The sequence below is a fragment of the Dawidia cretensis genome (assembly GCF_018598175.1).
GTDB classification, from domain to species: domain Bacteria; phylum Bacteroidota; class Bacteroidia; order Cytophagales; family Cyclobacteriaceae; genus Ohtaekwangia; species Ohtaekwangia cretensis.
On record NZ_JAHESE010000002.1, the window covers coordinates 240,450 to 267,183 of the forward strand.

Below are 26,734 nucleotides of genomic sequence, written 5' to 3' on the forward strand. Positions count from 1 at the left end.
TTGGTTGTTAGTGTTAATTCAAAAATATGAAATATTATTGAAAAGTATACAATTATTGGAATGTTTTGTTGATTTCGATGCTAGTAAATGACTTACTTTGTTACATAATTTACAACGAGACAAAAGAAACACACACCATTCTCACACGCAAAAATAACACATCTTGTAGGGTGTTGAAATTGGCAGACAAGCCCTCCGGTCTCGAGGGTGGAGGTAACGGAATAAAGTCCAGCCTTTGGCGACCTAACCGCTCCGTGGAGGTTCGAGTCCTTCTCCTACAGCCGCGCACACGCACACACAAAGTAACACATTATTGTAGGGTGTTGAAATTGGCAGACATGCCCTCCGGTCTCGAGGGTGGAGGATAGGAACAAAGCAATGCGCTGACCCCGTCATTTTCTGGAATACAGGGTCAGTACAAAGCCTAACCGCTCCGTGGAGGTTCGAATCCTTCTCCTACAGCAGCTCAGTTTAGGTTAATGAGTTATTCTAGAGCTACCCGTTCCGGTTTTCCGGAACGGGTTTTTTTATGCACTTTGCCCACCGTCCAAACGGGTTTCATGGCCAAATTCTTATATTCCTGTTTGATTTGCTGCGAACAATCGTTTGCTTTGGATTATTAAATATTGATACGTCACGCGTCTGATTACTATGAAAGATTTTCCGTGGTTTAAGCACTACCCCCCTCAGGTTGCACATGAAATAAAGCTCTATGAGTACGAGTCGTTGGTCGACCTTTTTGAAAAGAGTGTAGGGCGCTTCCGCGACCGGGTTGCTTTTGAAAATATGGGTGTAACGCTAACCTATGGACAGGTGCACGAGCTCTCGGGACACTTCGCCGCATACCTGCAGAAAGATCTCGGTCTGAAAAAGGGTGACCGGATCGCCATTCAGATGCCTAACCTGTTGCAGTTTCCGATTGTATTCTTTGGCGCCCTGCGCGCCGGCCTCACGGTGGTCAATACCAATCCGCTCTATACACCGCGTGAGATGGAGCACCAATTCAAAGACTCTGGTATTTCGGCCATCGTTATTGTTGCCAACTTTGCGAGCCACCTGGAAAAGATCAAGGGCAACGTACCATCGCTGAAGCATATCATCGTCACTCAGTTGGGCGACATGCTCGGCGGTCTGAAAGGCACCATCGTGAACCTGGTAGTGAAACACATCAAGAAGATGGTGCCCGCCTATCACTTGCCGACAGCGCTTTCTTTTAAGGATGTCATGAAGAAAGGCGCGTCGTTAAAGCTCGATGCACCGAGAATAACCATCGATGACCTGGCGGTATTACAGTACACCGGGGGGACTACGGGTATTGCCAAAGGTGCCAAACTTTCGCACGGCAATATTGTAGCGCATAATTCCATGATCACCCAATGGTTCCAGCCCTACCTGCAAGACAAACGCGGTGGCGACGACCTGATCATCACCGCCATTCCGATGTATCACATCTTTGCCCTGACGGTAAACGGCTTCCTGATGTTCAGCACCGGCGTTAAAAATGTGCTGATCACAAACCCGCGCGATATGAAAGGCTTTGTAAAAGAGCTGAGCAAACATAAGTTCACTATCATTACCGGTGTTAATACATTGTTTAATGGATTGCTGAACAACCCCGATTTTAAGAACCTCGACTTCTCACACTTGAAAGGCTCCGTAGCGGGTGGTATGGCGTTGCAAGACGCGGTGGCAAGAAAGTGGGAGCAAGTAACCGGTTCCGGCCTTATCGAAGGCTACGGCCTGAGCGAGACCTCGCCGGTATTGTGCTGTAATCCACTCGACGGCAAGCACCGGCTGGGCACCATCGGTCTGCCCATGCCCAACACCGAGGTGGCCGTATTCGACGATGACGGCAACCGATTGGCCGAAGGCGAGACAGGTGAGTTGTGTGCCCGCGGGCCGCAAGTCATGTCGGGCTATTGGGAAAAGGACAACGAAGGCGTATTCTTCAACAAGGAATGGTTCCGCACGGGCGACATTGGCATCATGGACAAAGAAGGCTACTTCAAGATTGTCGATCGTAAAAAAGATATGATCAAAGTGTCGGGATTCAACGTATACCCAAATGAGATAGAGAACGTGCTGGCGGGCCACCCGAAAGTATTGGAAGTAGCGGCCATCGGCGTGCCCGACGAAAAGTCGGGTGAGGTTATCAAAGTCTTTATAGTGAAGAAAGATCAGAGCCTGACCGAGAAGGAAGTAAAAGATTATTGCCACGAAAATCTGACGAACTATAAAGTGCCGAAGCTGGTGGAGTTCCGCACGGAGCTTCCGAAGACCAACGTCGGTAAGATCTTACGTCGCGCGCTGAAGGAAGAAAAGGCCGCGGCAGCTTAGTATATTGCTTTACGAACTTAACAAAAAAAGACACGGCCTATGATGGGTTTTTTTGAACATCAGTACCTCTCGTACAAGAAGAATCACATCAAGAACCTCCTGGCCCTTGCGAAAGTAGATGGGCACATGCACGAGAAGGAAGAAGCGTTGCTGTATAAGATCGGCCGCCGCTATGGTCTGAAAGATCGCCAGGTGCAGGAGCTGGTGGATAGCAGTGAGCAGTATGTGCTCAACGTTCCCGACAACCACAACGACAAGATGAATTTGCTATACGACCTCGTACTGATGGTGTATGCAGACGAGGTCGTAGATGAGCATGAGATACAGTTCTGCCAGGACGCCGTGCGCCAGTTTGGTATGAAAGAAGAACTGGTTCAATGGTTATTAAAAGAATTCGATCGCGGCACACCGCCGCCGCCCGACGACTGGGATCATATCAAACAACAAGCAAAGGAGCGATTTCTTGCGCAGCCGGTGTAATTAGTCGTAAAACTGGCAGTCTCCTCCGTGCCAGATCAACTTTTGATCGGTGATGCTTTGGAACGTCACGGAGTCATCGAGTTTATGGCCGTCGCATGTCCAAATCACGGGTATCCACTGGCATGAGGCACAGCACAGGCCTTGCACAAAAACCGTTTGATTTTCGTATGTACCTGTGTAAAGGGTGACCATGTTCCCCTGCGGGCCATTTTTTGCTTCCGCAATTTTGTCGCGAAGCCAACCCAGATTCTCCACCGGATTACAAACGCCACAGACGGGGTCACTTCCGTCGTCACAACTGGATTTAGAGTCGTCGTCGCTACCGCAGGCAAATACTGCGGCAGAAAACAAGAGGACGGCCAGCGGCCGAAGAATGAATTGTGTTTTTACCATATATAAGTAGGTTATGCTGTAATAGACACGATTGACGGAGGAATGGTTGGAAACGTTTGAGGCACGATTCGTGTTAATATACATGCACAGCAAATACACTCTATTTTTCACACTTTTCTTTTCAACCGTAGCCGATTAAAAGTAACTTAGGCCCGCGTGGAGACCAGCGTATGGATGAATTTAGAAAACTAACAACGCAAGAGAAGGCATTGCGTATCAATCTCAGCAGAGCCATCTACGGATCCTTTGCAGAGATAGGAGCAGGACAGGAAGTAGCAGCCAATTTTTTCAAAGTAGGAGGTGCTTCCGGAACTGTCGCCAAAACCATGTCGGCATACGACATGAAATTCAGTGATGCGATTTACGGGGTAGGGGACCGGTATGTCTGTGAAGACCGGTTGATGCGCATGCTCGACCACGAGTACGTACTCCTGCCCGAACGTTTACCACACCGCATTGAAACTACTCGCTTTTTTGCATTTGCCGACACCGTAGAGGTGCTCAACTACGAGCGCACGAACCAGGGTCACGGCTGGATCGGACTGCGATTTCAGTTGAAGCCTCAAAGCGAGCCCAACGACTGCATCATACACGTCAAGATGCACGACAACGATCCGTTGCAGCAACAGTACTCTCTGGGCATTGTCGGTGTGAATATGCTCTACTCGTGTATGTTCCTGAGCGACCCGGAAGAGATGTTAATGTCGTTGCTGGATGGCCTCACGGCCCGCCGCATCGAGATCGACATGTTCCGCATCTCAGGCCCCGACTTTAAGCACGTCGACAATCGCCTCATGGCGTTGAAGATGGTGAAGAATGGCCTGACCAAAGCCGCCATGTTCGGCCCCGACGGCAACGTGATGCAGCCATCGGATGAGCTCTATAAAAAGAACGTGTTGGTACTACGCGGTCGATTCCGTCCGCCGACCCACGTTAACGTAGATATGCTGCTCACCTCGCGGCGTCACTTCAAACAAGAGCCTGACGTTACACGCTCAAACATTGTATTGCTCTCCGAGCTTACACTGAACGACTTGAGTTCGGATGGTAAGGTGGATGAAAAAGACTTTCTGCATCGCTGCGATATTCTCTGCTCCCTGGGACAGAATGTATTGATCTCGAATTACTTCGAATACTACCGCCTGGTGGAGTATCTGTCGAAGATCACCCGCGGTAAAAAGATCGGCATCATCATGGGCATCTATGCCCTGCAAAAGGTATTTGATGAAAAGACCTATGAGAACATTCGGGGGGGAATTCTCGAATGCTTTGCATCGCTGTTTGGCACCAACGTTAAAATATATGTTTATCCGGCGTTGCGTCCGGATGCAACGCTCTTTACACTGAAAGACTTTGAGAACGAGCTTCCGCCCAATCTCAAGAATCTGTTCCGCTATCTGATTGATAACAACAAGATGGAAGACGTGAGCGATGCCGACACCCGCAAGCTGCACATCATCTCTGACAACGTGCTGGCTATGATCCGCAAGGGCGAGCCGGGTTGGGAGAAGTTCGTGCCGCACAAAGTAGAGGAGGCAATCCGGGAACAGCGCCTGTTCGACCTGCCGGCTGCCGATACCGCCGATGTTACCATCGTGCCGGAAGCGCAGCCTTAGCGCTTTTGTTTGTAAATCACGTTCTCAAAGTAACGCCGCGCTTCGGCCATCACTTTTGGCGCGAGCACCATGCCCGTGATCATGGTAGGCACCGCCATGAGCGCAAACGCTATATCGATGAGGTATAAAACGGTCTCCATAGACGCCACAGCGCCCACGACAATCATGGTGAGGTAGAAGTAATCGTAGCTGGCGCCATAACGCTCGCCGATCAGAAAGGCCAGTGCCTTGCGTCCGTAATAGCTGTATGAAAACAAGGCGCTGATACCAAATACCAACGTGCAGAGCAGCAATACATAGTGGCCGCCCAGCGGCATGGCCTTCGCATAGGCCTCGGCTGTCAGGGTGATGCCCGACGATTTGCTGGTCTGCCATACGTCCGTTACCAGAATAGCGAGTGCCGTCAGTGTACACGATACAATCGTATCGATTACCGGGCTGAGCATGGACGCCATCCCTTCCTGAACAGGTGCCGAGCTTTTCGCAGCGCCCATCGCCATGGGGGCTGTGCCGATGCCCGCCTCGTTGGAGAACGTAGCGCGGCGTACACCTAACATAATAATACCGCCCAGCATGCCACCGAGGAATGGTTGTCCATGGTAGTGGTGGGCCGCAAAGGCGTCCTCGAAAATCATGGCCAGGTACCGCGGCACCTGGTCGGCATATGCCACCAGGATAATCATGACCGAGGCAAAATGCAGGACGATCATAACCGGCACCAGGCGCCCCGCCCAGTTACCTATGCGTTGGATGCCGCCGACAATAACGGCCGAAGCAATGGCACAGAGTACGACGCCAATCAGCACCTTCCAGGTGCCGGGTGACAACCCCGCAAGAGGCATTGCCCCCAATCCAATATCGTAGATGGCCTGTGTTAGCTGATTCGCCTGGTAGATCGGCAACGCCCCAACCATACAGCAGAGGCAGAACATCACGGCCCAGGGCTGCCAGCGCTTGCCCATTGCCTCGCGAATGACATACATCGGGCCGCCTTGCACTTCACCATTACTATCCTTGCCACGATAGAGACTTGCCAGCGTGCTGGTAAAGAAGTTCGTAGACATTCCTATGATCGCGGTGACCCACATCCAAAAGAGCGCACCGGGTCCACCAAGCGCAATGGCCGTGGCCACGCCTGAGAGATTTCCAATGCCGACGGTAGACGCCAACGCCGTAGACAATGCCTTGTAGGCACTGATTTGGCCCGGCGCGTTTGGGTCGTCATATTTTCCCCGTAACACATCGATCGCATGTTTGAAATGCCTAAAGTGAATGAATCGGGAATAGAACATAAAAAACAAACCACCCCCGATGATGAGAAACAATACCGGCCACCAGATGTAGCCAGACAGGTCTTCCAAAAAGGCCTGTAGGGTAAAAAGGGCGAAAAGAGAGCAAAAACGCAACTGATTCTACTTTAGAGGCTTAAAAGTAGTAAAAAGGTGTTATTTCCTACCAGGTAAGTAGATTAACCTCGTAAAGTTGAGGCATCGATAGGGCATGCTTATAGCATACCTATGGCATACCTATACCAAAGCTATGGTTAACTTATAATAACCTTATAGTGAGTATAGTAAAATGAAAATTGCGAAGCTTGGCAAGCTGGCAGGTGTTAGCCAGGCGAAGCATCTGCAATATCCCACCAGCCCCGGCGTTATAACAACAATCGGTAGTAACGGCTTCATGCCTGCAAAATGCCTCAGGAACCTGGCAGGTATTTTGATATGCTGATGAAAGGAATGTCCGGAGCACAAAAGACCCCTCAAGTCTTAGTAACCACTAAATAACGTATCGGACCGTGGAGAATGGAAATGTAATGGAACGTCAGAACGAGGAGTTGCGAAGAATCAATGCCGAGCTTGATCGCTTTGTATACAGCGCCTCACACGATCTGCGAGCGCCCCTCATGAGTGTCAAAGGGCTGCTGAACATGATCAAGCTCGATGCTGAAAAGAAGAATACCGATTTGTACCTGGCCTTAATTGAAAAGAGTGTGGGCCGGTTAGACAATTTTATCACCGATATCATTCAATACTCGCGCAACACGCGCACCGATGTCGAAGACAAAGAGATAGACGTGGCCACGCTGCTGCAGGAGTCGCTGGAGACTCTGCGGTTTATGGAGGGCGCCGAACATGTACGGAGCACGCACTACATGGACATCCGTGCGCCGTTTTACTCCGACCCCAGCCGGTTGCTCATGGTCTTCAACAATATCATCTCGAACGCCGTACGCTACCGCAACAGCGCACGCCAGGACTCGTTCCTCGACGTCAACATCAGTGTGGATAGTGCGCGCGCGCGTATCAGTTTTACAGACAACGGCATCGGTATTCCGGCCGAGTACCAGGAAGCTATCTTTGACATGTTCTTCCGCGTCAGCGGTGAAGGGCAAGGATCGGGGCTCGGCCTGTACATCGTAAAGGATGCCGTGACCAGGTTGCACGGGACAGTAAACGTACAATCGGTGCCTGGAAAGGGCACGACATTTATGGTAGAAATCCCCAACCAGCTCGGCCAGGCGCGCCTTCAGGCATAGCGACAAAGTCGTCTGTCTCTTGGAAAATTGCAATTAGCCCGTAACTTCGTTACAAAGTGTGGGCCATTGAGTACTATCAGTGATAAGGAATTTAGCTCGTTGCTGGATGCAACATTGTTCTCGAGCATCCTGGATAGCATCAACGAGGCGATCTGGGTAATCGATTTTAATAAGTCGCATCCATATTGGTTCGCTTCGGTCGCCAATAAGCTCAAGTACGCCGTTCCTCAAGACCCTATCTCACCCAGTTTCTGGCGTGACAATGTACACCCTCAGGATGCCGACCGCGCGGTAAAAGGATTTGAGCAGGCGTTGCAAGACCCTGCGGTAATGAATTTTGTACATGAGTATCGCTTTTGCGGGGCCAATAATATCTACTACATCATACACGACACGATGCGCTTCCTGCGTAACGAACGCGGCATGGCGCAACGTGTGATTGGCAGCTGGCGTGATGTGACGGAGGAACGCATGCGTGAGCACAAGCTTGAGCAGGCACTCAACACCCTGGAAGACGAACGCAATCGCTTCAAGCTGATAGCCGAGCTATCCAGCGCGGCCATGTGGGAATACGATATACCGGAAAACCGGTTGTCGTGGATGTCGGGCAGCTCGACATTGGAGGAGTTTGGTTTTAACAAGCCGCACTATAAACTGCAAGATTGGATCGAGGGTATCCATGAAGAAGACCGCGAGCGTGTGGAGCAAAACTTTGACCGTGCGATGGCAACGGAAGAAAGCTTCTTCGATACATACCGGTTTAAAAAGGCCGATGGAAAGATTGCCTATGTCATTGATCAGGGTACCTTTCTCCGCGACGCCTCGGGCAAGGCCTACAAAGCCGTCGGCAGCTGGGTCGATATAACCCGCGAGCGCTTGCGCGAGCTTTTGCTGGAGGACACACTGCAGCATCAACGCAGCTTGAACTATTCGTTGCAGGTGCGCGAAGAGGAGCTGGCTTCGACCGAAGAAGAGCTTCGTCAGATCAACGACCAGCTATACATCAACATACGGCAACTTTCCGAACGCGAGTTTGTTCTCAACCAATCACAAAAATTGGCGAAGATCGGCAGCTGGGAGTACGACGCTGAGCACAAGACCATGTTCTGGTCGGCCGAGATGTATAACATCTATGGTGTCGACCCTTCTTTTAATAGCAGCGACTTCGAGGAAGTAAACCGTTTGTACGAGGCAGGCAGCGAGGCCGTTGTCAACCAATCGTTCACCACCCTGCTGAAGGATCACCGGCCTTCCGACATCACCGTGCAGCTCAAAACACCCCTGGGCTATCGCAAGTGGGTGCGCATTACGGCGCATCCGTTGCTCGAAGACTACGGCGTGCGCCGCATCCTGGGGCTGACATACGACATCACGTACTTCAAAGAAGCGGAGGAACGATTGCGTTCGAGCGAAGAGAAATTCTCAAAGGCCTTCCGCTTTAGTCCCGACCTCATGTCGATTCACCGCGAACGTGACGGTGTGATCGTAGCTGTAAACGACAACGCCTATACCGTGCTGGGATTTCGCAAAGAAGAAATTGCCGGCAAATCGGTGCAAGAGCTCGCGCTGTTCATCGATCCGGCCGAACGCGAGAAGTTTTATGACGCGTATTTTAAACATGGTCATGCACAGATAGAAACAAAATGGCGTCGGAAGGACGGTGGCCAGATCGACGTACTGATCACCAGCAACCGCATCGAGATTGAAGGAGAGGGGCATTTGCTAAGCGTCGTAAAAGACATCTCCGAATCGAAGGCAGCCGAAGAACGTTTCCGCAAGGCCTTCGATCTGAGCCCCGACCTGATGATGATCTTCCGCGAGCACGATCTGGTGTTGATCGATGTTAACAGTAAGATCGAAATGATCTCGGGCTATACCCGGGAAGAAGTGCTCGGCAAATCTTCCACCGACTTTGAGATCTGGGTGGACAAGGATATGAAGAACAAATACTTCGAATCCTATTTTCAACTGGGCGGGGTAAGCTTGGAGACTCAGTTCTATGGCAAGGATGGTATTCAGTTTTTTGGGTCGGTCACAACGAAACGGATTCAGCTCTCTGGCGAAAACCACATGCTGGTGGTTGTCCGCGACATGACCGAGCGAAAAAAGGCCGAAGAAAAGATTATCGAGAATGAGGCCAAGCTGGATGCCATTATCAACAACACCGACATGAGCATCTGGTCACTGGACCTGCACTATAGAATTACCGCGCTGAACCGCTCGTTTCACGACATGGTACGTCACAATACCGAAGATGTGAACTTCGGCGTCGGTCAGAATGTGCTCGATGTATCCCGACGGTTCTTGCCCGAAGAATATGTGCAGTATTGGAAAGTACTTTATAACCGCGCCTTTGCCGGCGAGTCCGTACTGGAAGAATCTGACCTTAACGGTCGGGCCATTCTGGCTTCGCTCCACCCGATCATTGAAAACAATCGTATCATTGGAGCGTCGGTTTATGCCCAGGACATCACCGAACGCAAGCAGAAAGAGGAAGAGCTGAACCGTAAAAACCTGGAGCTTGCCGAAGCCAACAAAAAGATTGGTGGCCTCAAGCTCATGGCGTTGCGGTCGGTGATGAACCCGCATTTTATTTTCAACGCGCTAAATTCGATACAGTTCTTTATTGCGAAGAACGACCGGCAAAATGCCATCAACTACCTGTCAACATTCTCTAAGCTGATCCGTGGTGTGTTGAACCACTCCGTGAAGGACAAGATCAGCGTTGCTGACGAGTTGGACCTATTAAAGCACTACATCAACCTGGAGATGGTACGCTTTGAAAACAAATTCGAGCTCGTTTTAGAAATTGACCCTGAGCTGGATAGTGAGAACATCGAAATCCCGTCACTTTTAATACAGCCCTACGTAGAAAATGCCATTCTGCACGGTCTGTATAACAAACCGGACAAAGGGCTGTTGAAGACCTGTGTGCGGTATGATAGTGACCGTGTTTTATTCATTGTGGAAGACAACGGCATTGGGCGGGAAGCAGCCCGCCAGTTGCGCGAAAAGAATTTTCCCAAACATACATCCATGGGCACGGTGCTGACCGAGGAGCGTTTACGGCTTATCAACGAGCTTAATAACATTTCTTTAGGGATAGATGACCTGGTCCATCCCGACGGAAGCGCCGCTGGTACAAGAATACGTATCTGGGTAAGATTTTAAATTTGTCGGTACTGGATTTCAGGATACTTTTGGTAAATTAGGTCTGACCTTCTCTATGATCACAAGTATAATTGTCGATGACGAGCTCAAAAGCAGGGAGAGCCTCAAAATCCTGCTGGAAGACTTCTGCGAAAATGTGACTGTCAAGGCCCTTTGCCAGAATATTGGCGAAGCCATCGACGCGATCAAAGAGAACAAACCCGATGTGGTGTTTCTTGACATTCAACTACAACGGGAGACAGGTTTTGACTTATTGACGCGGCTGCCGGAAATCGACTTTGAAGTGATCTTCACCACGGCCTACTCGGAATATGCCATTAAGGCCTTCCGTTTCTCGGCCATCGACTACCTGCTCAAGCCCATCGATATTGAAGAGCTTAAGCGCGCACTGGCGAAAGTCGAGAAGCGCAAAGGCGATACCATTGCCACCCGGTTGCAGCAGCTGATGCAAAACTTGCGCACCGGTTCTACTGACAACTACAAACTGACCTTACCGACGTCCGATGGATTGCTCTTTGTAAAGATCCAGGACATTTTATATTGCGAGGCGTCCAGTAACTACACCGAGATCACCTTCGCCGACGGAAAGAAGTGTATTGTGAGCCGGACGTTGAAAGAATACGAAGACTTACTGGCAGATCATAACTTTTATCGCATTCACAATTCCTACCTGATCAACCTGAATGCCATAAAGAAATATGTACGGGGAGAGGGGGGCTATGTAATCATGAACAATGACAAATCCCTGGACGTCTCCAAACGAAAAAAAGAGGGCTTTTTGTCCCGCATCGGCTCAAAACTCTGACCGGGACCATCCGCTCACTCACATCGGCCACTTGCTCAATGCCCATTTCTGAATACTCGTTCCCCGGGTAACATTGCGTTGGCAATTGTCTGGCCTGACCGCAACTGCTTGATTTATTTACCTCTTAATATCACGCCGCATGAAAATCCTCTCGTATGCCCTGATCAAGAAAAACTATCTCAACAACCTCAACCAACGCATCACCTCGGGGCAGCAAGAGGTAGCGGGGGCTACACGCTTTGTCAAAGAGATCGAACAGGGCAACCTCGAGGTGCAATACAACGGTGACGACAAGGTTGACCAGGAGAATCTGCTGGCATCGTCACTCATCAGCATGCGCGACCAAATGAAACGCTTCTCGCAGGAGGAACGTCAACGCAACTGGGTGACGGAGGGCCTGGCAAAGTTTGTGGATATTCTGCGTTCGAAGAACGACGACATCAAGGTGTTGGCCGAAGACATCATCAGCAACCTCATCAAATACATGGGGGCTAACCAGGGGGCGTTGTACGTTATTAACGACGACCAAAAGGACGACGAGTATTTAGAGATGCTCGCCTGTTACGCCTATGACCGCAAGAAGCACCTTACCCAACGGATTGAGATTGGTGAAGGTGTCACCGGTCAGGTCATATTGGAAAAGCGCACGACCTATATGACCGTTATTCCGAAGGATTTTATGCGCATAACCTCCGGCCTGGGCGAAGCGTCGCCATCGGCGCTGCTGATCGTGCCGTTGAAGATTGAAGAGCAGGTGTTGGGCGTAATCGAGATTGCCTCGTTCACGGAGATCAAACGCTACAAGATCGACTTTGCAGAAAAGCTGGCCGAGAGCATTGCGGCTACCATTCTGGCGGTGAAAACCAACGACCGCACCCGCAAGCTGCTGGAAGAGACGCAGCAACAGGCCGAGCAGATGCGCTCACAGGAAGAAGAGATGCGCCAAAACATGGAAGAACTGGCGGCCACCCAGGAAGAGATGCACCGCGTGCTGACGGAAGTGCAGGGGAAAGAGCGTTACATGATCGACCTTATCGATGCCTCGACGGACTCGATCCTGACCGTAGATAAAAATATGCTCATCATCAACAGCAATACGCAGTTCCGTTCCACGTATGCCGGCATGGAGATCGATAAAGGCTTTGACCTGACACGCATTTTCTCCACACCCGAAGAAAAAGAACGCTATCGCGCCATATACCGCCGTGTATTTGAAGGCGAGTCCTTTGATATGACGGACCACGTCCGTGTCAACGGTATGGATATGTATTATATGCTGTCCTACAGTCCCATTCGCAACGATGCCGGCGATGTCATAGCCGCCGCGGTTTTTGCCAAGGATGTTACGCAGCTCACGAAGGCCAGGAACGACGCCCAGCATCAGTCGGAAGAGCTGAAGGCCCAGGAGGAAGAGCTGCGGCAGAATATGGAAGAGCTTTCGGCTACGCAGGAGGAGATGCAACGCATCCTGAACGAGGTGCAATCGCAGGAACGGTACTTAAACGAATTGCTCAATGCTTCCACAGACTCCATCTACACCCTCGATAAAAACCTGAAGCTGATCAGCTACAACAAAGCCTTTGGTGCCGCGCTCGAAGCCATGGGCGTACCATTACAGAAGGGTTTTGACATGCTGTCGCTTTTTCCCGAGGGAGCCGAGCGTGAAAAACAGCGCGAGATGTACGTGCGGGCGCTAAAAGGGGAGACCTTTGAAATTACAACAGACTACACCACGAATGGTGTTACATCGTATCATACCAGCATCAACGCCCCCCTGTACAATGATGCTGGCGAGATCTTCGCGTTGGCGTCCTATTCACATGAGGTGACGCAGCAGGTGGAGCTGCAACGAAAGACCGATGCCTTACTGGAGGAGGCGCAGAACCGGGCGGAAGAGATGAAGGCCCAGGAAGAAGAGCTGCACCGCATACTCACCGAAGTGCAGGACAACGAACGGTATTTAAATGAGCTGTTAAATGCGGCCACCGACTCCATCTACACGCTGGATAAGAACTTCCGCCTGATCAGCTACAACCGCGTCTTCGGTGGCTCGCTCGAAAGCATGGGCATACCGTTGAAGAAAGGGTTTGAAATACTGTCCCTGTTCCCGGATAAAGAGGAACAGGACAAGCAGCAGGCGTTGTACGCGCGCGCGTTGAAAGGGGAGTCATTTGAAGAAGTATCAACCTACACTTCCAATGGCGTAACCTCGTATTACGCAAACAGCTTTGCGCCCTTGCGCAATGAGGCGGGTGAGGTATTTGCTATTGCGGGCTTTGCCAAAGACATTACCGAACGTATAAACCTGCAAAAGCAGGCTGCGCAGCGGGAGAGCGTATTGGGACTTACCACGATTTTATCCGAGGCCGACGAACGTGGCGTCATCACGTTGGTAAACGACAAACTGTGTGAAGTGTCGAAATACACACGGGAAGAATTGATCGGCAAGCCGCACAGCATCTTCCGGCACCCCGATATGCCGAAGGAGCTCTTTAAGGTCTTCTGGCAGACGATTAAAGCAGGTCAGGTTTTTAAAGCTATTATCAAGAACCGCGCAAAGGATGGCACCCACTACTGGGTGGATGCTACGATCGTTCCGGTGAAAGATGAGGCCGGCAAGATCGTACAATATATTGGCGCGCGGTATCACATCACGGAAGATGCCCTTGCGCTCACACTGTACAACAAACAAGCTGAAGCGCTAAAGCTGCCCTTCCACCCGGCGACGCAGCCGTAAACTCGGCGACTTCTTCCGCCTACTCATTTGGTTCTCCCACCTACTCATTAGTGGTATCGGAGGCTTCCGGGGCGCCGTATATTTGTAACACATACACAGTAAAATTCTCCTGTATCATAGGTTTTGGGTTTAAGGGTTACAGGAATTAGAAAGCCCCGCTGGCAGACGGCCGCGGGGCTTTTTTGCTTTTAAGCCGTATCGTAGTGATCAAGGCAGTTAAACTGCCGTCAATGACACTTACTCCCCGTTTCCGACCGCTTATCGCCGTAAACTGTATGTTGTTCGGAAAAACTAACCACTTAATAACTTAAGCCGCCCACCTAATCGACAGCGCTGTTCCCATCCGGGGTTTCGACGTTAATTCGAACATATTTCAATACCCCCCGTATGAAACAAACCATCCTGGTAGTAGACGACTTTGCAAGCATCCGCGATTTTGTATGTGAAACACTCCAGCGCAAGGGGTACCAGACTTTGGGCGCTGCCAACGGCAATGAAGCATACAAGGTGCTGACCGAAACAGAGGACGTGAAACTGGTCCTCACCGACTACAACATGCCCGACTGCACGGGCTTTGAATTACTGAAAAAGATCAAGGATAACCCGACGGTGTCGAAAGTACCCGTCATTTTTTTAACGACCGAATCGAACCCGGATAAGATGCGTAGCGCCAAAGAGGCGGGACTGACGGCATGGATTAAAAAACCGTATCGTTCAGAAACGTTCTTTGCACAGATAGAAAACGCACTGTCCAATGGACATTAATCAGACGCGTTTCATAGAGGACGCGCTGGATCTGCTGAACGAGCTTGACGAAGGACTACTGCAGCTCGAAGCTAACCCACACGCCAGTGCCCCGCTGGAGCAGGTGTTTCGCACCATGCACACCATCAAAGGCGGCGCCAACATGTTTGGGTTTGAGAGCATCGGTACCCTGGCGCATCAGCTGGAAACCCTGTACGACTACGTGCGGCAGGGAAAAATGCAGGTAACCGATGGGTTGATCAGCATTACCCTGCACGCTTTCGACAAAGTACGGGATCTGTTAAAAGAAAAAGATGCAGCCCGCATCAACAACAGCGACGCGTTAAAAGAGCATTTACAGGTAGCCATGGAGTTCTTAAAGGTGGCTGAAGCCACCGGTGACCTCGCCGACCTCTCGGGCACGATGGTCACGAAGGACGAACTGGCTACCTTCTTTTTACGCGTCTCGCCCTCTATAGCATTGACGGAAGATGGCAACCATCCGCTCATCTTCATCTTGCAAGACATTGCCATCCTCGGCAACTCCCGTGTGCTGCTGCACAAGCATCCGTCGGGAGAAGTGGCGCAATGGGAAGTTATGATCGCAACCACCGCGCCGCAGGCCGAGCTTGAGAGCTACTTCATGTTCGTCGAGAACGAATGCGCGGTAGAATATATCCGCCTGGCTCCGGGTGACCTGTTTGAAGATGCCGGTTTCAGCGAATACCTGGATACACTCCAGGGGCAACCCGTTAACCTGGCCAGGATCCAGCCGATCATTGATCGACGTCAGGCTACTTACGTAGCCCCACTGAACGAAGAAGACGAGAGCGATACTGCTGCTGGCCGTAAGCGTGTGGCTTCCGACAGTTATATAAAAGTAAGCAAACGCAAAGTAGACGATCTGCTGAACTGGATTAGCGAGCTGATCATTCTGCAGGCCCAACTGTCCAATACCGCTTCGTCGTTGCAACATGCAGCGCTGACGAATGTAACCGAGCAACTGGAAATGATCACGGGCCGCCTGCGCGACACGTCGCTGGAAATAGGCCTCGTGCCGGTTGAAACACTCGTAACAAAATTCAAGCGCCTGGTGCGCGACCTGTCCCGCCAACTGGGCAAGAAGGTGAACTTCCTGAGCGAAGGCGCCGAGACGGAAATGGACAAGGACGTTATTGAGCTGATGGCCGATCCGATGATCCACATCATTCGAAACGCCATTGACCATGGTATCGAAACCCCCGAAGAGCGCAAAGCCGCCGGTAAGTCCGAGCATGGCGCCGTGAAACTGAAAGCATTCAATTCGAGCGCCTACGTAAACATCGTCATCAGTGATGATGGCAAAGGAATCTGCAAAGAAAACGTTCTGAAGAAGGCGCAGGAAAAAGGCCTGGTGGCCGCGGATGCCAACTTGTCGGATGACGAGATCTATGACTTCATCTTCCATCCGGGATTGTCCACGGCGTCACAGATCTCCGACGTATCGGGTCGTGGTGTGGGCATGGATGTGGTCAAACAGAAAATAGTAGAGCTGCGGGGAAGTGTCTCGGTTAAGAGCCAACCGGGACGCGGAACCGTTATACACATCAAACTGCCGCTGTCGCGTTCGATCATCGAAGGACTGCTGGTAAACGTAGCCGAAACACGCTATGTCGTACCGATGAATGTCGTTGAGCGCATCGACCGCATACCGTACGACGAGCTTTACCGCGACGATAAGGTAAACAGAACCGTGGTAGTGAACGAAGAGCCTCTGTTCGTGCTCTCCCTGCGTGAGCAATTTCACCCCGGCCTGAATCCGCCGCGCACAACGGATATTATTTCAATCCAGGTGAACGGTGCGCGCAAAGGCATCGCCGTCGACAAGATCGAAGGCAAAATGCAGACCGTCATGAAGCCGCTGGGAGATGTATATAAAAACCAGGACTTCATTTCAGGTAGTACGATCCTCGGTAATGGAAACCTGGCCCTGGTACTCGATCCGGTGCGCTTGTTCTCCATGAGTATGAATACAATCACTGTCTAACCTATGAGTAAGAATCACGAATCACACCCCTACCTGACATTCTCGTTGGGCGAAGAAAAGTTCGCCATCAGCGTCGAGTATGTACAGGAAGTCGTGGAGCTGGAGCAGGTCACCAAAGTTCCCAACGCCCCCGACTATATGCTGGGCATCATCAACCTGCGCGGTAGAGTATTACCGCTCCTCGACACACGCATGAAACTTGGCCTGAAGCGGACGGAGATTACTAAAAAGAGCCGCATCATGATACTCGACCTGACAACAGCAGACGACAAGAGCTTGCAGGTGGGGGCTCTGGTAGACATTGCGAAAGAAGTCATTGAGCTGGCGCCTGACGACATACAAGAGGCTCCCGACTTTGAAAACTACAAAACGCAGGCTCCGATCACGGGCATCGTCAACAACCGCGGTGACATTACCATGATCATGGACATCGACCGGATATTCTCGACGGCCGACATCGTTCAGCTCAACACACTAAATTAAAAAACTATAAAGGCTTTAATCTTTACTCTCTATGATGAATAATTTAACTATCCGCACAAAGCTCATAGCAGCGTTTACAATCCTGCTGGTTCTGATGGGCGTGATCTTTGCGATCTCGTACTCGAGCATCAGTAGTATAAACGACAAGCTCAATGAGATCACTGACAAGACGGCTGTACAACTTCAATTGATTGGTGATATCGAAGTGAACCTGACAGAGATCAGCCGCGACCAGAAAAAACTGATCCAGGCCGAAGATCTCGAAACCATGAACGCTATTAAACGTTCGATCGAAGGGTTTACAACCGAGGTTACGGGAACACTCGCGGAGCTTGAGCGCATCAGTGATGAAGAGACGGTAGTAAAGATCAAAAATTTACGGGCTCGCATTACTGACTTCCTGAACGCTGGTTCCAACGTGATTCAGCTGGCGCTGGAAAACACAGAAATACAGGCAACCCTGTTATCCGACAACGAGGCATACGTAGAATATACGAAGATCAAATCGACACTGGAAGAATTGATCGCGCGCTTGAATGCAGCCGGCGACAAAGGACAGCTGGACAAAGTGCACCAAATCCGGGCGTACCTGGTAGACCTAAAGAATTCGGAGAAGACCCTCATCGCCGCCGAGACCGAAGAAGCAAACAAGGCCGTCATCCAGAAAGCAGGGGAGATTGAGAACAAGATCGAGATCCTGGGGACGGCCATCGGCGGTAATCTCACCGGAGAAAACAAAGCGCTGTTTGATAAATACCAGATGCAGTACAGCAATTTCTATAACCTGCACCTGCGTGTACGCGACATGGCGCAAAAGAATTCGAATACACGTGCTGAGGCAATCTCCGAAGGCGAAGTAGAAAAGCTCGACGATGCTTCTGATGCGGTGTTAAGCGAGATCGAAGCCGACATAGAAGGTAAGCTCGCGCAAGACCGCATCGCGGTTGACGAACAATATGCCAGCGCCATCCGCATGATGCTCATCATCATTATTCTGGCTGTCGTTATCGGATCGCTCGTAGCCGTATGGTTGCTGCGCGACATCACATCATCACTGAATGTAGCAAAAGGTACTATTCGTCAGGTAGCGAAGGGTGACTTCAGTGCCGATGTCCGGATAGAGAAGCAAGACGAGATCGGCGACATGCTGCAGGAGCTTCAACTCATGGTGGAGAAACTGCGCAACAGTGTCGAAGTAGCCAAGCTGGTATCAAAAGGAGACCTGACCATAGACTTCAGCACCATCCGCAACAAAGGGGGCGACCTGGACGATGCCCTGGAGACCATGGTGAACAACCTGCGCGAGATCGCCACAACGATCTATAACGGCGCAGAAAACGTATCCGCCGCCAGCCAACAAGTTGCGTCAGCCTCTCAGCAGATGTCGCAAGGCGCACAAGAGCAGGCCAGCGCTTCGGAAGAAGTATCTTCTTCGATGGAGCAAATGGTGGCCAACATCCAACAAAACACCGACAACTCACGCGAAACAGAAAAGATTGCCAACAAAGCGGCGAAAGACATACAGGTAAGCGGTGAATCCGTATCCGAAACGGTAGAAGCGATCACCAACATTGCAGAGAAGATTGCGATCATCGAAGAGATTGCCTCTAAGACTGACTTGCTTGCGCTGAACGCTGCAGTCGAAGCAGCCCGAGCCGGCGAGCATGGTAAAGGGTTTGCCGTAGTAGCAGCGGAAGTACGCAAGCTCGCCGAGCGAAGCCAGAAAGCCGCTTCTGAGATCACTGAAATCTCTTCGAAGACGGTACGTGCTGCACAGCAGTCGAAAGAGCTCTTGCTCAACACCCTGCCGGACATCAACAAGACGGCGCAGCTAGTACAAGAGATCGCAGCGGCCAGCATCGAGCAAAATACAGGCGCCGACCAGGTGAACGGTGCTATCCAGCAGCTGTCGCAGGTAACGCAAGGCAACGCGTCGGCGGCCGAAGAGATGTCGTCCAATGCGGAAGAGCTCAGCGGTCAGGCCGAGGAGCTGAAAGCAGCGGTAAACTATTTCAAGCTCGACAATCGCGCGATAGCAAGAGCAAAGACTGCCAAGGCCGCTACCAGCCGTAAATCGGCGAAGCCGAGCTACAAGGAAGTGGCGGTATCATCGAATGGCAACGGCCATGGAAAAGGATTCGACCTGAAGCTCGACGAAGGGCCGGCGGATCATGACTTTACAGATTTTTAATATCTAACGTATAAGGGGGAAGTGCCACGCAAGCAGTGAAGTGGAGAGAAGGGAAAGGCTTGCGGGCACTTTATAAAAATAAGAGCATAAGATCTTGAGTGATTGGATATGAGGGGGAAGTGCCACGCAGGCAGTGACGTTGAATGAAGGGAAGGCTTGCGGGCACTTTAGTATAAAATTGAGTTTTAGGTTGATTGTGTAACGGGAATTAATGTGAAGCATGAGGGGGAAGTGTCGTGCAGGCAGTGAAGTTGAACGAAGGGAAGGCCTGCCGGCACTTTAGTTACACCGGCGACAAAACGAATAACGAATTATTTGAAAAGACATTACGGAAGAGAAGGGGGAGAAGTGCCTGGCAGGAGGAGGAAGAGGGGGAGAAAAGACGCCTGCCGGCACTTTCATTTAACCTTAAGACCTACGACTATGAGACCTTTATTATTGGCATTAGCCGGATTTCTATGGGTAGCTTTACCAGCAGTAACACAAGCCCAGCCCGGCGTTCGCATTACAGTAGCCGATTTCCTTCAAGCCATTGAACAACATCCTGATATCTCTGCGCATGCGGAAGGCATCGAGTCTATCAAAAGCGAGATCGACATTGCCCGCATTTTACCTGACCCAAGCTTGACATTTGGCAACGTGTCGGGCGACATCAGTGGCATGAACATGCCCCAGCAATTATACCTGGGCATAGACTATACCGTGGAGACCGGTCGGAAGCGCCAGCATCGTGTTCAATTAGCGAGCGCCCAGGTGCGCCTGGCCGAGGCCGAGCACACAGTGTTTGTCAATGAATTTAAGCGCGATGCACTGCTGCTGTTCCAGCACTGCTGGATGCTGGAACAACAGATCCAGGAGGACCTCAAATACAAACAAGAGATACTTTCGCTGAACGTGCCCGACAGCACCGCGCGCCTGAAGCAACAGTTGCTGCTGCTGGAAAACCAACTGTTGTTAGACGTGGCACAAGACGACCTGAAAGAGTCGCTCGAGGAGCTGAACGACATGGTAAAGCATGTATACGGTGCGCAGCCCGTACTCCCAGCCATGTGGGTATGGTCCTTTGAGAAGTATACTTCTGCACAGGCCAGCCGCTACGACCGTGTCCAGGTGAGTAAAGCCTCGGCGGACGTCGTACACCAGGAGATCTTATTAATGGCGGCGAACCGCGTACCGGACATCTCAGTCTCGTTGGGTAACAACTTCGTGGGCCGCGCAACGAATCCTGAAGCGCCATCACCCCGCTATAATGCTATTACAGCAACGGTGTCCGTACCCTTGAAGTTCTCAAACTGGCATGGCGCGGAACGCAAACGTGAAGAGCTAAAGAAAGCCTCGGCACGTCAGCAGGAACTGGAAGCCGTAGGCGTTGTAGAAGATCAATTAGACGAGACACAGGATGATATCGCCGACCTTTCCACTACCTTTACCCAACTCAACAAGTTGATCGCTTTGCAGGAACGGTTCGTCTCGCAACTTCCGCCGACGCAGTCGCGGGAGAAATTAGAAGAGCTGACCCTGCTGCATGGCTACCGGCACCAGCGATGGGAGATCTTCGACAACATCTCAAAGCGCAAAGCCGATCTCTTCGTGTTGACTGGCGCGCTGCCGCGCGACCCTTCGGTCCTGGCGGGCTCACAAAACTAACTTTTGAATGATGACCCAGGCCACGGATCAACCCCTTTTTGTCCGCATGGACGATGAGAGCTTTGCTCGCCTCAGCTCGTACGTAACGCGCGAGTATGGCATCAAGCTCCCCGTCAATAAGCGGTCCATGCTGGAGAGCCGCCTGAACAAAAAAGTAAAAAGCCTGGGGTTGGATAACTATAAACAATTCCTGGATCACATCTTCAGCGAAGAAGAGAAGCAAGGCGATCTGCTGCACGTCATTGACCTGATTACAACAAACAAGACGGACTTCTTTCGCGAACCCGAGCATTTCAAATTTCTGTCGGGCAGCTTTTTACCCGCGTGGACCGAACAAGCAAACCGGCAGGCCATGAACGTGTGGTCAGCGGGTTGTTCCAGCGGAGAAGAGCCCTATACCCTGGTGATGGTGCTCGAAGAATTTCGCAAGCGTAACCCCGCCTTCAACTATTCGCTGCTGGCAAGCGACGTGTCGATCCGCATGATCCAGGCGGCCTTCAAGGGCGTGTATACGCTCGACAAGATTGCGGCGATCTCCAACGAGATGCGACGTGCGTACTTTTTGCGCAGCAAGGTGCAGCCCGATCTTGTGCGCGTAAAACCCGAATACCGGAAAAAGATCAATTACCGGCGTATCAACTTCATGGACGACGGCTTTGGACTGATCAAGCACGACTATGACATCATCTTCTGCCGTAACGTGTTGATCTATTTCGATAAGGCCACACAAGAGCGCGTCATCCGGAAGTTCGCTGAACATTTGCGTCCCGGCGGACTATTATTTTTGGGCCACAGCGAGTCGATCATGGGCATGAACGTGCCTTTCCGTCAGCTTCGCCCTACGGTTTATCAGGCTATGGCATGATACCCCACCGCCGCTACACCGTATTTGCCGGACAATTTCTGATCACCTCCGTGCCCGCACTGTTAACAACCGTACTCGGCTCGTGCATAGCGGTATGTTTGTGGGACAAAAAAAACCACATCGGTGGCATTAATCATTACCTGCTGCCCGGCACACCCGACGACGACACCGGTGACCCTACACGCGGCATGGCCGCCACGCATATGCTGGTACGCTCCATGCTCAATCGACGGGTGAAACGAGAGAACCTCGAAGCGAAGGTCTTCGGAGGATGCAATTCGCTCTACAAAAACTCCGATGTCTTCCGCATCGGGATGCGTAATAGCGAGATCGCGTTGGAAGTATTAGACCACTATGACATTCCTGTCGCGGCGAAACATGTAGGGGGAGCGTATGGACGGAAGATTGTCTTCAACACCGCCACGGGCAAAGTGCGTATGCGCCTCCTGACGGAAACGGCGGCCGAGGTCAACGAAAAGATTAAACTTGGATTTGGCTATTAGCTCCGGTTAAAAGATCGCACGGAACAGCAGGAACAGTGATCCAGACAGGATCATCACGACGGGCAACGTCAGCAGCCACGCCATCAGAATGTTCCGTACGGTATCACCTTGCAGGTTTTTCACACCTTTGCTGGCGACCATGGCCCCCGCAATCCCCGAAGACAATACGTGTGTCGTACTGACCGGTAGCCCCAGGTTAGTCGAGAGACCAATGGTGCTGGCGGCCACAAGCTCAGCCGAAGCGCCCTGTGCGTATGTGAGATGTTCTTTACCAATCTTCTCACCAACGGTTTTTACAATACGTTTCCAGCCAATCATAGTACCTAATCCCAGTGACAGCGAGATCATCAGGATGGCCCAGCGTGGCGAGTAATCCGTAATCTTACGAACGGCCTTCAGGTCATCTTTAATAATCTGGCGGCTGGCAGCGCTTACGCTCAGCTCGTCTTTGTCTAACAGATACTTCAGGTGACGATCCAGCATAAGAATGTCTTTCCGTACGCTAAACCGTTCCTTTTTAGAAATCTCGTCTACCGAATGCACCTGGCTGATGGAGCTCAAAAGGTGTTGGTTTGTCGTGCGAGCTTCCGTAAAGACAGCTTGGTCCGGAGCCGAAAGGGGCGTGGGATCGAGAGTAGCGATGACTCGCTCGATACGGTGCAGCGGCGCGTTCAATTCGGTGGGCGATACACGAACATCCAGCGCGAAGTATACCGGCACAATGCCGATCAGGATCAGCATAATCAGGCCCACACCCTTCTGACCATCATTTGAGCCGTGATAGTAGCTTACGCTGGTACACGTCAGGATCAGAATGATTCGGATCCACAACGGTGGCGGAGCGTTCTTCTTGGGTTCTTTAAACAAACTATCACCGTACGAAGTCTTCTTGGTAAGCGTTCGCAGCAGGTACATCAATATGATCGTGATCGAAAAGCCGAACAGGGGAGAGATGAGTAATGAAACGCCGATATCGGAAGCCTTATCCCAGTTGACGGCAGCGGATTGCGAATCGGGTAGCAACGAGAACGCAATGCCTACGCCCAAAATGGAGCCGATGAGTGTATGCGAGCTGGAACAGGGAATTCCTAAATACCAGGTCAACAGGTTCCAGAAGATGGCACTGATCAGTAGTGCCATGACCATGGAAATACTATGTGCAATGTTTTGGTCGATGAGCGATTCTACCGGCAGCAAGTTCACAATACCCATCGCGACACCGACACCTCCGAATAAAACACCGAGGAAATTCCAACTGCCTGACCAGATCACCGCAACCCAGGGCTTTAATGAGTTGGTGTAAATAACCGTCGCCACAGCGTTCGCTGTATCATGGAATCCGTTTACAAACTCAAAAGCGCAGGCGGCAACAAGGCAAAGGACCAGGAGGATAGAATAAGACAGGTCTAATTCAAACATAGAGATTGAAATTCGGGCGCAATCTAAGGCGATTTCGAACACCCAATGTTACTACTATGTTAACTTTTTTAATCAATAATCTCTTTTATTTCTCTAAATACGCTGAAAAACAGGAAGTTATCGTCTATTAACAATAGCAAAAATTGAGTGTGAAAGGGACCTTTTTTGTACTCCTGTGGAAGGTCTGCGCGGGTTTTCCGGAGGCGCGGCAAAGTGCTATCTTGGCGCCGAATGAAGGCTGTTATTGCAGGTGAGGAATTTAGTCTATTGCCACAAAAGGCCATGATCTGGCCGCGGTTGGAAACGTTGCTGCTGGCAGACCTGCACCTGGGCAAGGTCAACCACTTCCGCCGCTACGGCATTGCCGTGCCCAGCAAAGCCAATGACCACAACCTGGAGATCATTGTAGATCTGCTGCAAGCCACGCGCCCACGCCGGGTGATTTGCCTGGGCGATCTTTTTCACAGCCATTATAACACCGAGTGGGAGGTATTTGGCGAAGTGGTCAGCCACTTCCGGGCCATCTCCTTCGAGCTGGTGTTAGGCAACCACGACATCATGAGCGAGCGCCAATACGAGCGCAAAGGTATTCAGATACACGAACAGCTGCAGATCGACCGTATGGTGCTTACCCATCATCCGCAAGAGCAGATCGAGGCGGACTGTTACAACCTGGCCGGCCACATACACCCTGGCGTATGTCTCCGTGGAAAAGGGCGACAGTCCCTGATGTTACCGTGTTTTTACTTCGGAAAAAATCAAGGGTTGCTCCCCGCATTTGGTATGTTTACCGGGTTGGCGCGGATCACGCCCCGAAAAGAAGGAAAAGTTTTTGCTATACTTGAAGATAAAGTGCTCGAGCTCTGACCCTTTACAACAACTATGATAAAAAAATTACTGCTAGGTTGCCTCATGACATGCACGCTGCCTGTCTTCGCCCAGGACACCACCCGCCTGTCGCTATTATTTGTAGGCGATGTTATGGGACACGACTCCCAAATTGCCGCGGCCTACGACCCTGTAGGGAAGAAGTATGACTACAGCACCTGCTTTCAGTATGTCAAACCCTACATCGAGTCGGCAGACCTGGCGATTGGCAACCTCGAGGTCACGCTGGCAGGTCCGCCCTACAAGGGCTACCCGCAGTTTAGCTCGCCCGACGCATTGGCCAGGACGCTGCAAGACATCGGCTTTGATGCACTGGTGACAGCCAACAACCATTGTGTTGATCGCGGCAAGAAAGGACTGGAACGCACGGTCATGATGCTCGACAGCTTACAAATTCCCCATACCGGCACCTTTGTCGATACCGTTAGCCGGATGAACGATCAGCCGATGATATTGGAACGAAAGGGATTTAAGCTGGCTGTATTGAATTATACCTACGGAACCAACGGACTGCCAGTATATAAACCCAACATCGTAAACCGCCTCGACACCGCCACCATGCGAAAGGATCTCGTACATGCACGTGCGCAGAAGCCCGATGCCATCATTGTCTTCACACACTGGGGCGAAGAGTATCAGAGCCTGCCTTCGGCGTTGCAAAAGCGACTCACGGAGTTTTGTTTTAAACATGGCGCCCAACTCGTCATCGGCGCACACCCGCACGTGATACAGCCCATGGAATGGCGCAAAGCCGAAAACCGGTTTGTAGCCTACTCATTAGGAAACTTTATTTCCGGACAACGCAAGCGCTATACCGACGGTGGCGCCATGGCGTACATCGAGCTTGAAAAGATCGCCTACAAACCCGACAGTGCGATAACGACGATTGACAGTGCCGCGTATTACCTGGAGTGGGTACACCGCGATGCCGCCAAGGATTATTATATACTACCCGCGCCGGAAGTCGAGCTTGACTCGATCGACATGCCCAAAGACGTCACCTCCCGCGCTGCCTTCAAGACATTCGTAGACGATTCGCGCGCGCTGTATAAGAAACACAATAAAGAAGTACCTGAAATCCGGCAGCGCCCGCAAACGCCGGCCCGCAGACCGGAAGACGTCCCGATGCTGGACGACCAGAAGAAAGAACCGTAGCGACTAGCGACGACGACGCTTCCGCTTCATGGCTTTCTTGGGAGCCGAAGGGCCACTGTTTCCCGAGTTGAAGATCAGACCGACGGAGAATTCCCATCCGGTAAAATCGATCTTGGCATCGGCATATTCCACCTCGCGGGTTTCCAGGGTGGTGCTCCCACCGGTATAGCTTCCTTTCAATGGGAACTTGGACTCGCCAACCAGGTAATTGGCTTCCAGCGAAACGCCGACATCCTTGAAAATATAGAGTGTCAGCTCGGCGCCACCATGGTAACCCCAGCCCGGTTTGTTCTTAAAAGAAAAGTCGCTGTTCACCACTTCCCATCCTTCGGCCTTGCGCAGGGCGCGATCAAAATTTCCATAATTGATGTGCTGGCTGAAGCCATGAAATCCAAAGGCGCCCCCTTTAATATCAAAGTCAGCCTTCTGACCGTGAAATTGGAGCACCAGCTCTACGGGGACGAAGATCGTAAAGTTCGGTCCCACGAGTGGATCTTTGCTTTCAAATGGCAGATCCTTCATATTCAGCCCCGACATGCGATAGAGCGAAGCGCCCGCTTCCAGTGCCAGGTACCGGTTAAAATCAAACCCTAAGCCGCGGATGGAAAACGGGCTGATAGGCGTTGAGAAGTAGCCGTTCTTGGGTATGAAGTAGGAAAACGACAGACCAAACTCCTGCGCCTGGGTGGTCACAACCGCCAACATCATCAGCGCCAGGGTAATATATCTTTTCAT

20 protein-coding genes are annotated in these 26,734 nt (G+C 51.3%); 16 read left to right on the forward strand and 4 right to left on the reverse strand.

Annotation, left to right across the window (positions count from 1 at the left end):
• The first annotated feature begins 651 nt into the window (after positions 1-651).
• A complete protein-coding gene (locus KK062_RS04540; protein WP_254083061.1) occupies positions 652-2,337 on the forward strand; it encodes an AMP-binding protein in 1,686 nt (561 codons plus the stop codon).
• Between the two features lie 39 nt (positions 2,338-2,376).
• On the forward strand, positions 2,377-2,817 hold the full coding sequence (locus KK062_RS04545) for a tellurite resistance TerB family protein (protein ID WP_254083062.1): 441 nt from the start codon (positions 2,377-2,379) through the stop codon (positions 2,815-2,817).
• Here the strand turns inward: KK062_RS04545 and KK062_RS04550 are convergent, their stop codons facing one another.
• The gene (locus KK062_RS04550) at positions 2,818-3,210 is read right to left on the reverse strand and encodes a hypothetical protein (RefSeq protein ID WP_254083063.1); all 393 of its coding nucleotides are present in this window, start codon (positions 3,208-3,210) and stop codon (positions 2,818-2,820) included.
• A gap of 170 nt (positions 3,211-3,380) precedes the next feature.
• Between KK062_RS04550 and KK062_RS04555 the strand changes: the two genes are divergently transcribed.
• Positions 3,381-4,826 carry a TonB-dependent receptor gene (locus KK062_RS04555; RefSeq protein WP_254083064.1) on the forward strand — a complete coding sequence of 482 codons (1,446 nt, stop codon included), beginning with the start codon at positions 3,381-3,383 and terminating at the stop codon, positions 4,824-4,826.
• On the opposite strand, the gene KK062_RS04560 is transcribed toward KK062_RS04555, so the two are convergent.
• Entirely contained in the window at positions 4,823-6,187 is a 1,365-nt protein-coding gene (locus KK062_RS04560) for an alanine/glycine:cation symporter family protein (RefSeq protein WP_254083065.1), read from the reverse strand. The genes KK062_RS04555 and KK062_RS04560 overlap by 4 nt on opposite strands.
• A gap of 437 nt (positions 6,188-6,624) precedes the next feature.
• Here KK062_RS04560 and KK062_RS04565 point away from each other — a divergent pair, with 437 nt between their 5' ends.
• The 11 genes from KK062_RS04565 to KK062_RS04615 all read left to right on the forward strand — a co-directional run bounded on the left by KK062_RS04565 (position 6,625) and on the right by KK062_RS04615 (position 22,537).
• On the forward strand, positions 6,625-7,365 hold the full coding sequence (locus tag KK062_RS04565; protein ID WP_254083066.1) for a sensor histidine kinase: 741 nt from the start codon (positions 6,625-6,627) through the stop codon (positions 7,363-7,365).
• 66 nt (positions 7,366-7,431) lie between these two features.
• Positions 7,432-10,536 (forward strand): PAS domain S-box protein, encoded by a 3,105-nt coding sequence (locus KK062_RS04570; RefSeq protein WP_254083067.1) that lies wholly within the window; start codon positions 7,432-7,434, stop codon positions 10,534-10,536.
• A 55-nt stretch (positions 10,537-10,591) separates the two neighbouring features.
• Positions 10,592-11,341: a LytR/AlgR family response regulator transcription factor gene (locus tag KK062_RS04575; protein ID WP_254083068.1), complete on the forward strand. Its 750-nt coding sequence runs from the start codon at positions 10,592-10,594 to the stop codon at positions 11,339-11,341.
• A gap of 139 nt (positions 11,342-11,480) precedes the next feature.
• Positions 11,481-14,078, forward strand: coding sequence for a PAS domain-containing protein (locus KK062_RS04580; RefSeq protein ID WP_254083069.1), 2,598 nt, complete (start codon positions 11,481-11,483; stop codon positions 14,076-14,078).
• A 387-nt stretch (positions 14,079-14,465) separates the two neighbouring features.
• The gene (locus tag KK062_RS04585) at positions 14,466-14,843 is read left to right on the forward strand and encodes a response regulator (protein ID WP_254083070.1); all 378 of its coding nucleotides are present in this window, start codon (positions 14,466-14,468) and stop codon (positions 14,841-14,843) included.
• Entirely contained in the window at positions 14,833-16,848 is a 2,016-nt protein-coding gene (locus KK062_RS04590) for a chemotaxis protein CheA (protein ID WP_254083071.1), read from the forward strand. The genes KK062_RS04585 and KK062_RS04590 overlap by 11 nt, the downstream gene beginning before the upstream one ends.
• Positions 16,849-16,851: 3 nt before the next feature.
• Positions 16,852-17,331: a chemotaxis protein CheW gene (locus KK062_RS04595; protein WP_254083072.1), complete on the forward strand. Its 480-nt coding sequence runs from the start codon at positions 16,852-16,854 to the stop codon at positions 17,329-17,331.
• Between the two features lie 31 nt (positions 17,332-17,362).
• Positions 17,363-19,522, forward strand: coding sequence for a HAMP domain-containing methyl-accepting chemotaxis protein (locus KK062_RS04600; RefSeq protein ID WP_254083073.1), 2,160 nt, complete (start codon positions 17,363-17,365; stop codon positions 19,520-19,522).
• Positions 19,523-19,945: 423 nt separating this feature from the next.
• Positions 19,946-21,169 carry a TolC family protein gene (locus tag KK062_RS04605; protein ID WP_254083074.1) on the forward strand — a complete coding sequence of 408 codons (1,224 nt, stop codon included), beginning with the start codon at positions 19,946-19,948 and terminating at the stop codon, positions 21,167-21,169.
• 7 nt (positions 21,170-21,176) lie between these two features.
• The gene (locus KK062_RS04610; protein ID WP_254083075.1) at positions 21,177-22,034 is read left to right on the forward strand and encodes a CheR family methyltransferase; all 858 of its coding nucleotides are present in this window, start codon (positions 21,177-21,179) and stop codon (positions 22,032-22,034) included.
• On the forward strand, positions 22,031-22,537 hold the full coding sequence (locus tag KK062_RS04615) for a chemotaxis protein CheD (protein WP_254083076.1): 507 nt from the start codon (positions 22,031-22,033) through the stop codon (positions 22,535-22,537). Before KK062_RS04610 ends, KK062_RS04615 begins: the two co-directional genes overlap by 4 nt.
• A 6-nt stretch (positions 22,538-22,543) precedes the next feature.
• On the opposite strand, the gene KK062_RS04620 is transcribed toward KK062_RS04615, so the two are convergent.
• The gene (locus tag KK062_RS04620; RefSeq protein ID WP_254083077.1) at positions 22,544-23,956 is read right to left on the reverse strand and encodes an inorganic phosphate transporter; all 1,413 of its coding nucleotides are present in this window, start codon (positions 23,954-23,956) and stop codon (positions 22,544-22,546) included.
• 231 nt (positions 23,957-24,187) lie between these two features.
• Here KK062_RS04620 and pdeM point away from each other — a divergent pair, with 231 nt between their 5' ends.
• Together pdeM and KK062_RS04630 are read left to right on the forward strand one after the other, a co-directional pair.
• On the forward strand, positions 24,188-24,823 hold the full coding sequence (pdeM, locus tag KK062_RS04625) for a ligase-associated DNA damage response endonuclease PdeM (RefSeq protein ID WP_254083078.1): 636 nt from the start codon (positions 24,188-24,190) through the stop codon (positions 24,821-24,823).
• Positions 24,824-24,838: 15 nt separating this feature from the next.
• Positions 24,839-25,999: a CapA family protein gene (locus tag KK062_RS04630; protein WP_254083079.1), complete on the forward strand. Its 1,161-nt coding sequence runs from the start codon at positions 24,839-24,841 to the stop codon at positions 25,997-25,999.
• Positions 26,000-26,002: 3 nt separating this feature from the next.
• On the opposite strand, the gene KK062_RS04635 is transcribed toward KK062_RS04630, so the two are convergent.
• Positions 26,003-26,734 carry a hypothetical protein gene (locus tag KK062_RS04635; RefSeq protein ID WP_254083080.1) on the reverse strand — a complete coding sequence of 244 codons (732 nt, stop codon included), beginning with the start codon at positions 26,732-26,734 and terminating at the stop codon, positions 26,003-26,005.

Bases quoted from the DNA above. Each gene is read 5' to 3' on its own strand.
- KK062_RS04540 (WP_254083061.1), top strand. From the start codon at position 652: ATGAAAGATTTTCCGTGGTTTAAGCACTACCCCCCTCAGGTTGCACAT.
- KK062_RS04580 (WP_254083069.1), top strand. From the start codon at position 11,481: ATGAAAATCCTCTCGTATGCCCTGATCAAGAAAAACTATCTCAACAAC.
- KK062_RS04615 (WP_254083076.1), top strand. From the start codon at position 22,031: ATGATACCCCACCGCCGCTACACCGTATTTGCCGGACAATTTCTGATC.
- KK062_RS04545 (WP_254083062.1), top strand. From the start codon at position 2,377: ATGATGGGTTTTTTTGAACATCAGTACCTCTCGTACAAGAAGAATCAC.
- KK062_RS04605 (WP_254083074.1), top strand. From the start codon at position 19,946: ATGAGACCTTTATTATTGGCATTAGCCGGATTTCTATGGGTAGCTTTA.
- KK062_RS04630 (WP_254083079.1), top strand. From the start codon at position 24,839: ATGATAAAAAAATTACTGCTAGGTTGCCTCATGACATGCACGCTGCCT.
- pdeM (WP_254083078.1), top strand. From the start codon at position 24,188: ATGAAGGCTGTTATTGCAGGTGAGGAATTTAGTCTATTGCCACAAAAG.
- KK062_RS04610 (WP_254083075.1), top strand. From the start codon at position 21,177: ATGATGACCCAGGCCACGGATCAACCCCTTTTTGTCCGCATGGACGAT.
- KK062_RS04555 (WP_254083064.1), top strand. From the start codon at position 3,381: ATGGATGAATTTAGAAAACTAACAACGCAAGAGAAGGCATTGCGTATC.
- KK062_RS04595 (WP_254083072.1), top strand. From the start codon at position 16,852: ATGAGTAAGAATCACGAATCACACCCCTACCTGACATTCTCGTTGGGC.
- KK062_RS04590 (WP_254083071.1), top strand. From the start codon at position 14,833: ATGGACATTAATCAGACGCGTTTCATAGAGGACGCGCTGGATCTGCTG.
- KK062_RS04635 (WP_254083080.1), bottom strand. From the start codon at position 26,734: ATGAAAAGATATATTACCCTGGCGCTGATGATGTTGGCGGTTGTGACC.
- KK062_RS04600 (WP_254083073.1), top strand. From the start codon at position 17,363: ATGATGAATAATTTAACTATCCGCACAAAGCTCATAGCAGCGTTTACA.
- KK062_RS04550 (WP_254083063.1), bottom strand. From the start codon at position 3,210: ATGGTAAAAACACAATTCATTCTTCGGCCGCTGGCCGTCCTCTTGTTT.
- KK062_RS04575 (WP_254083068.1), top strand. From the start codon at position 10,592: ATGATCACAAGTATAATTGTCGATGACGAGCTCAAAAGCAGGGAGAGC.
- KK062_RS04620 (WP_254083077.1), bottom strand. From the start codon at position 23,956: ATGTTTGAATTAGACCTGTCTTATTCTATCCTCCTGGTCCTTTGCCTT.
- KK062_RS04585 (WP_254083070.1), top strand. From the start codon at position 14,466: ATGAAACAAACCATCCTGGTAGTAGACGACTTTGCAAGCATCCGCGAT.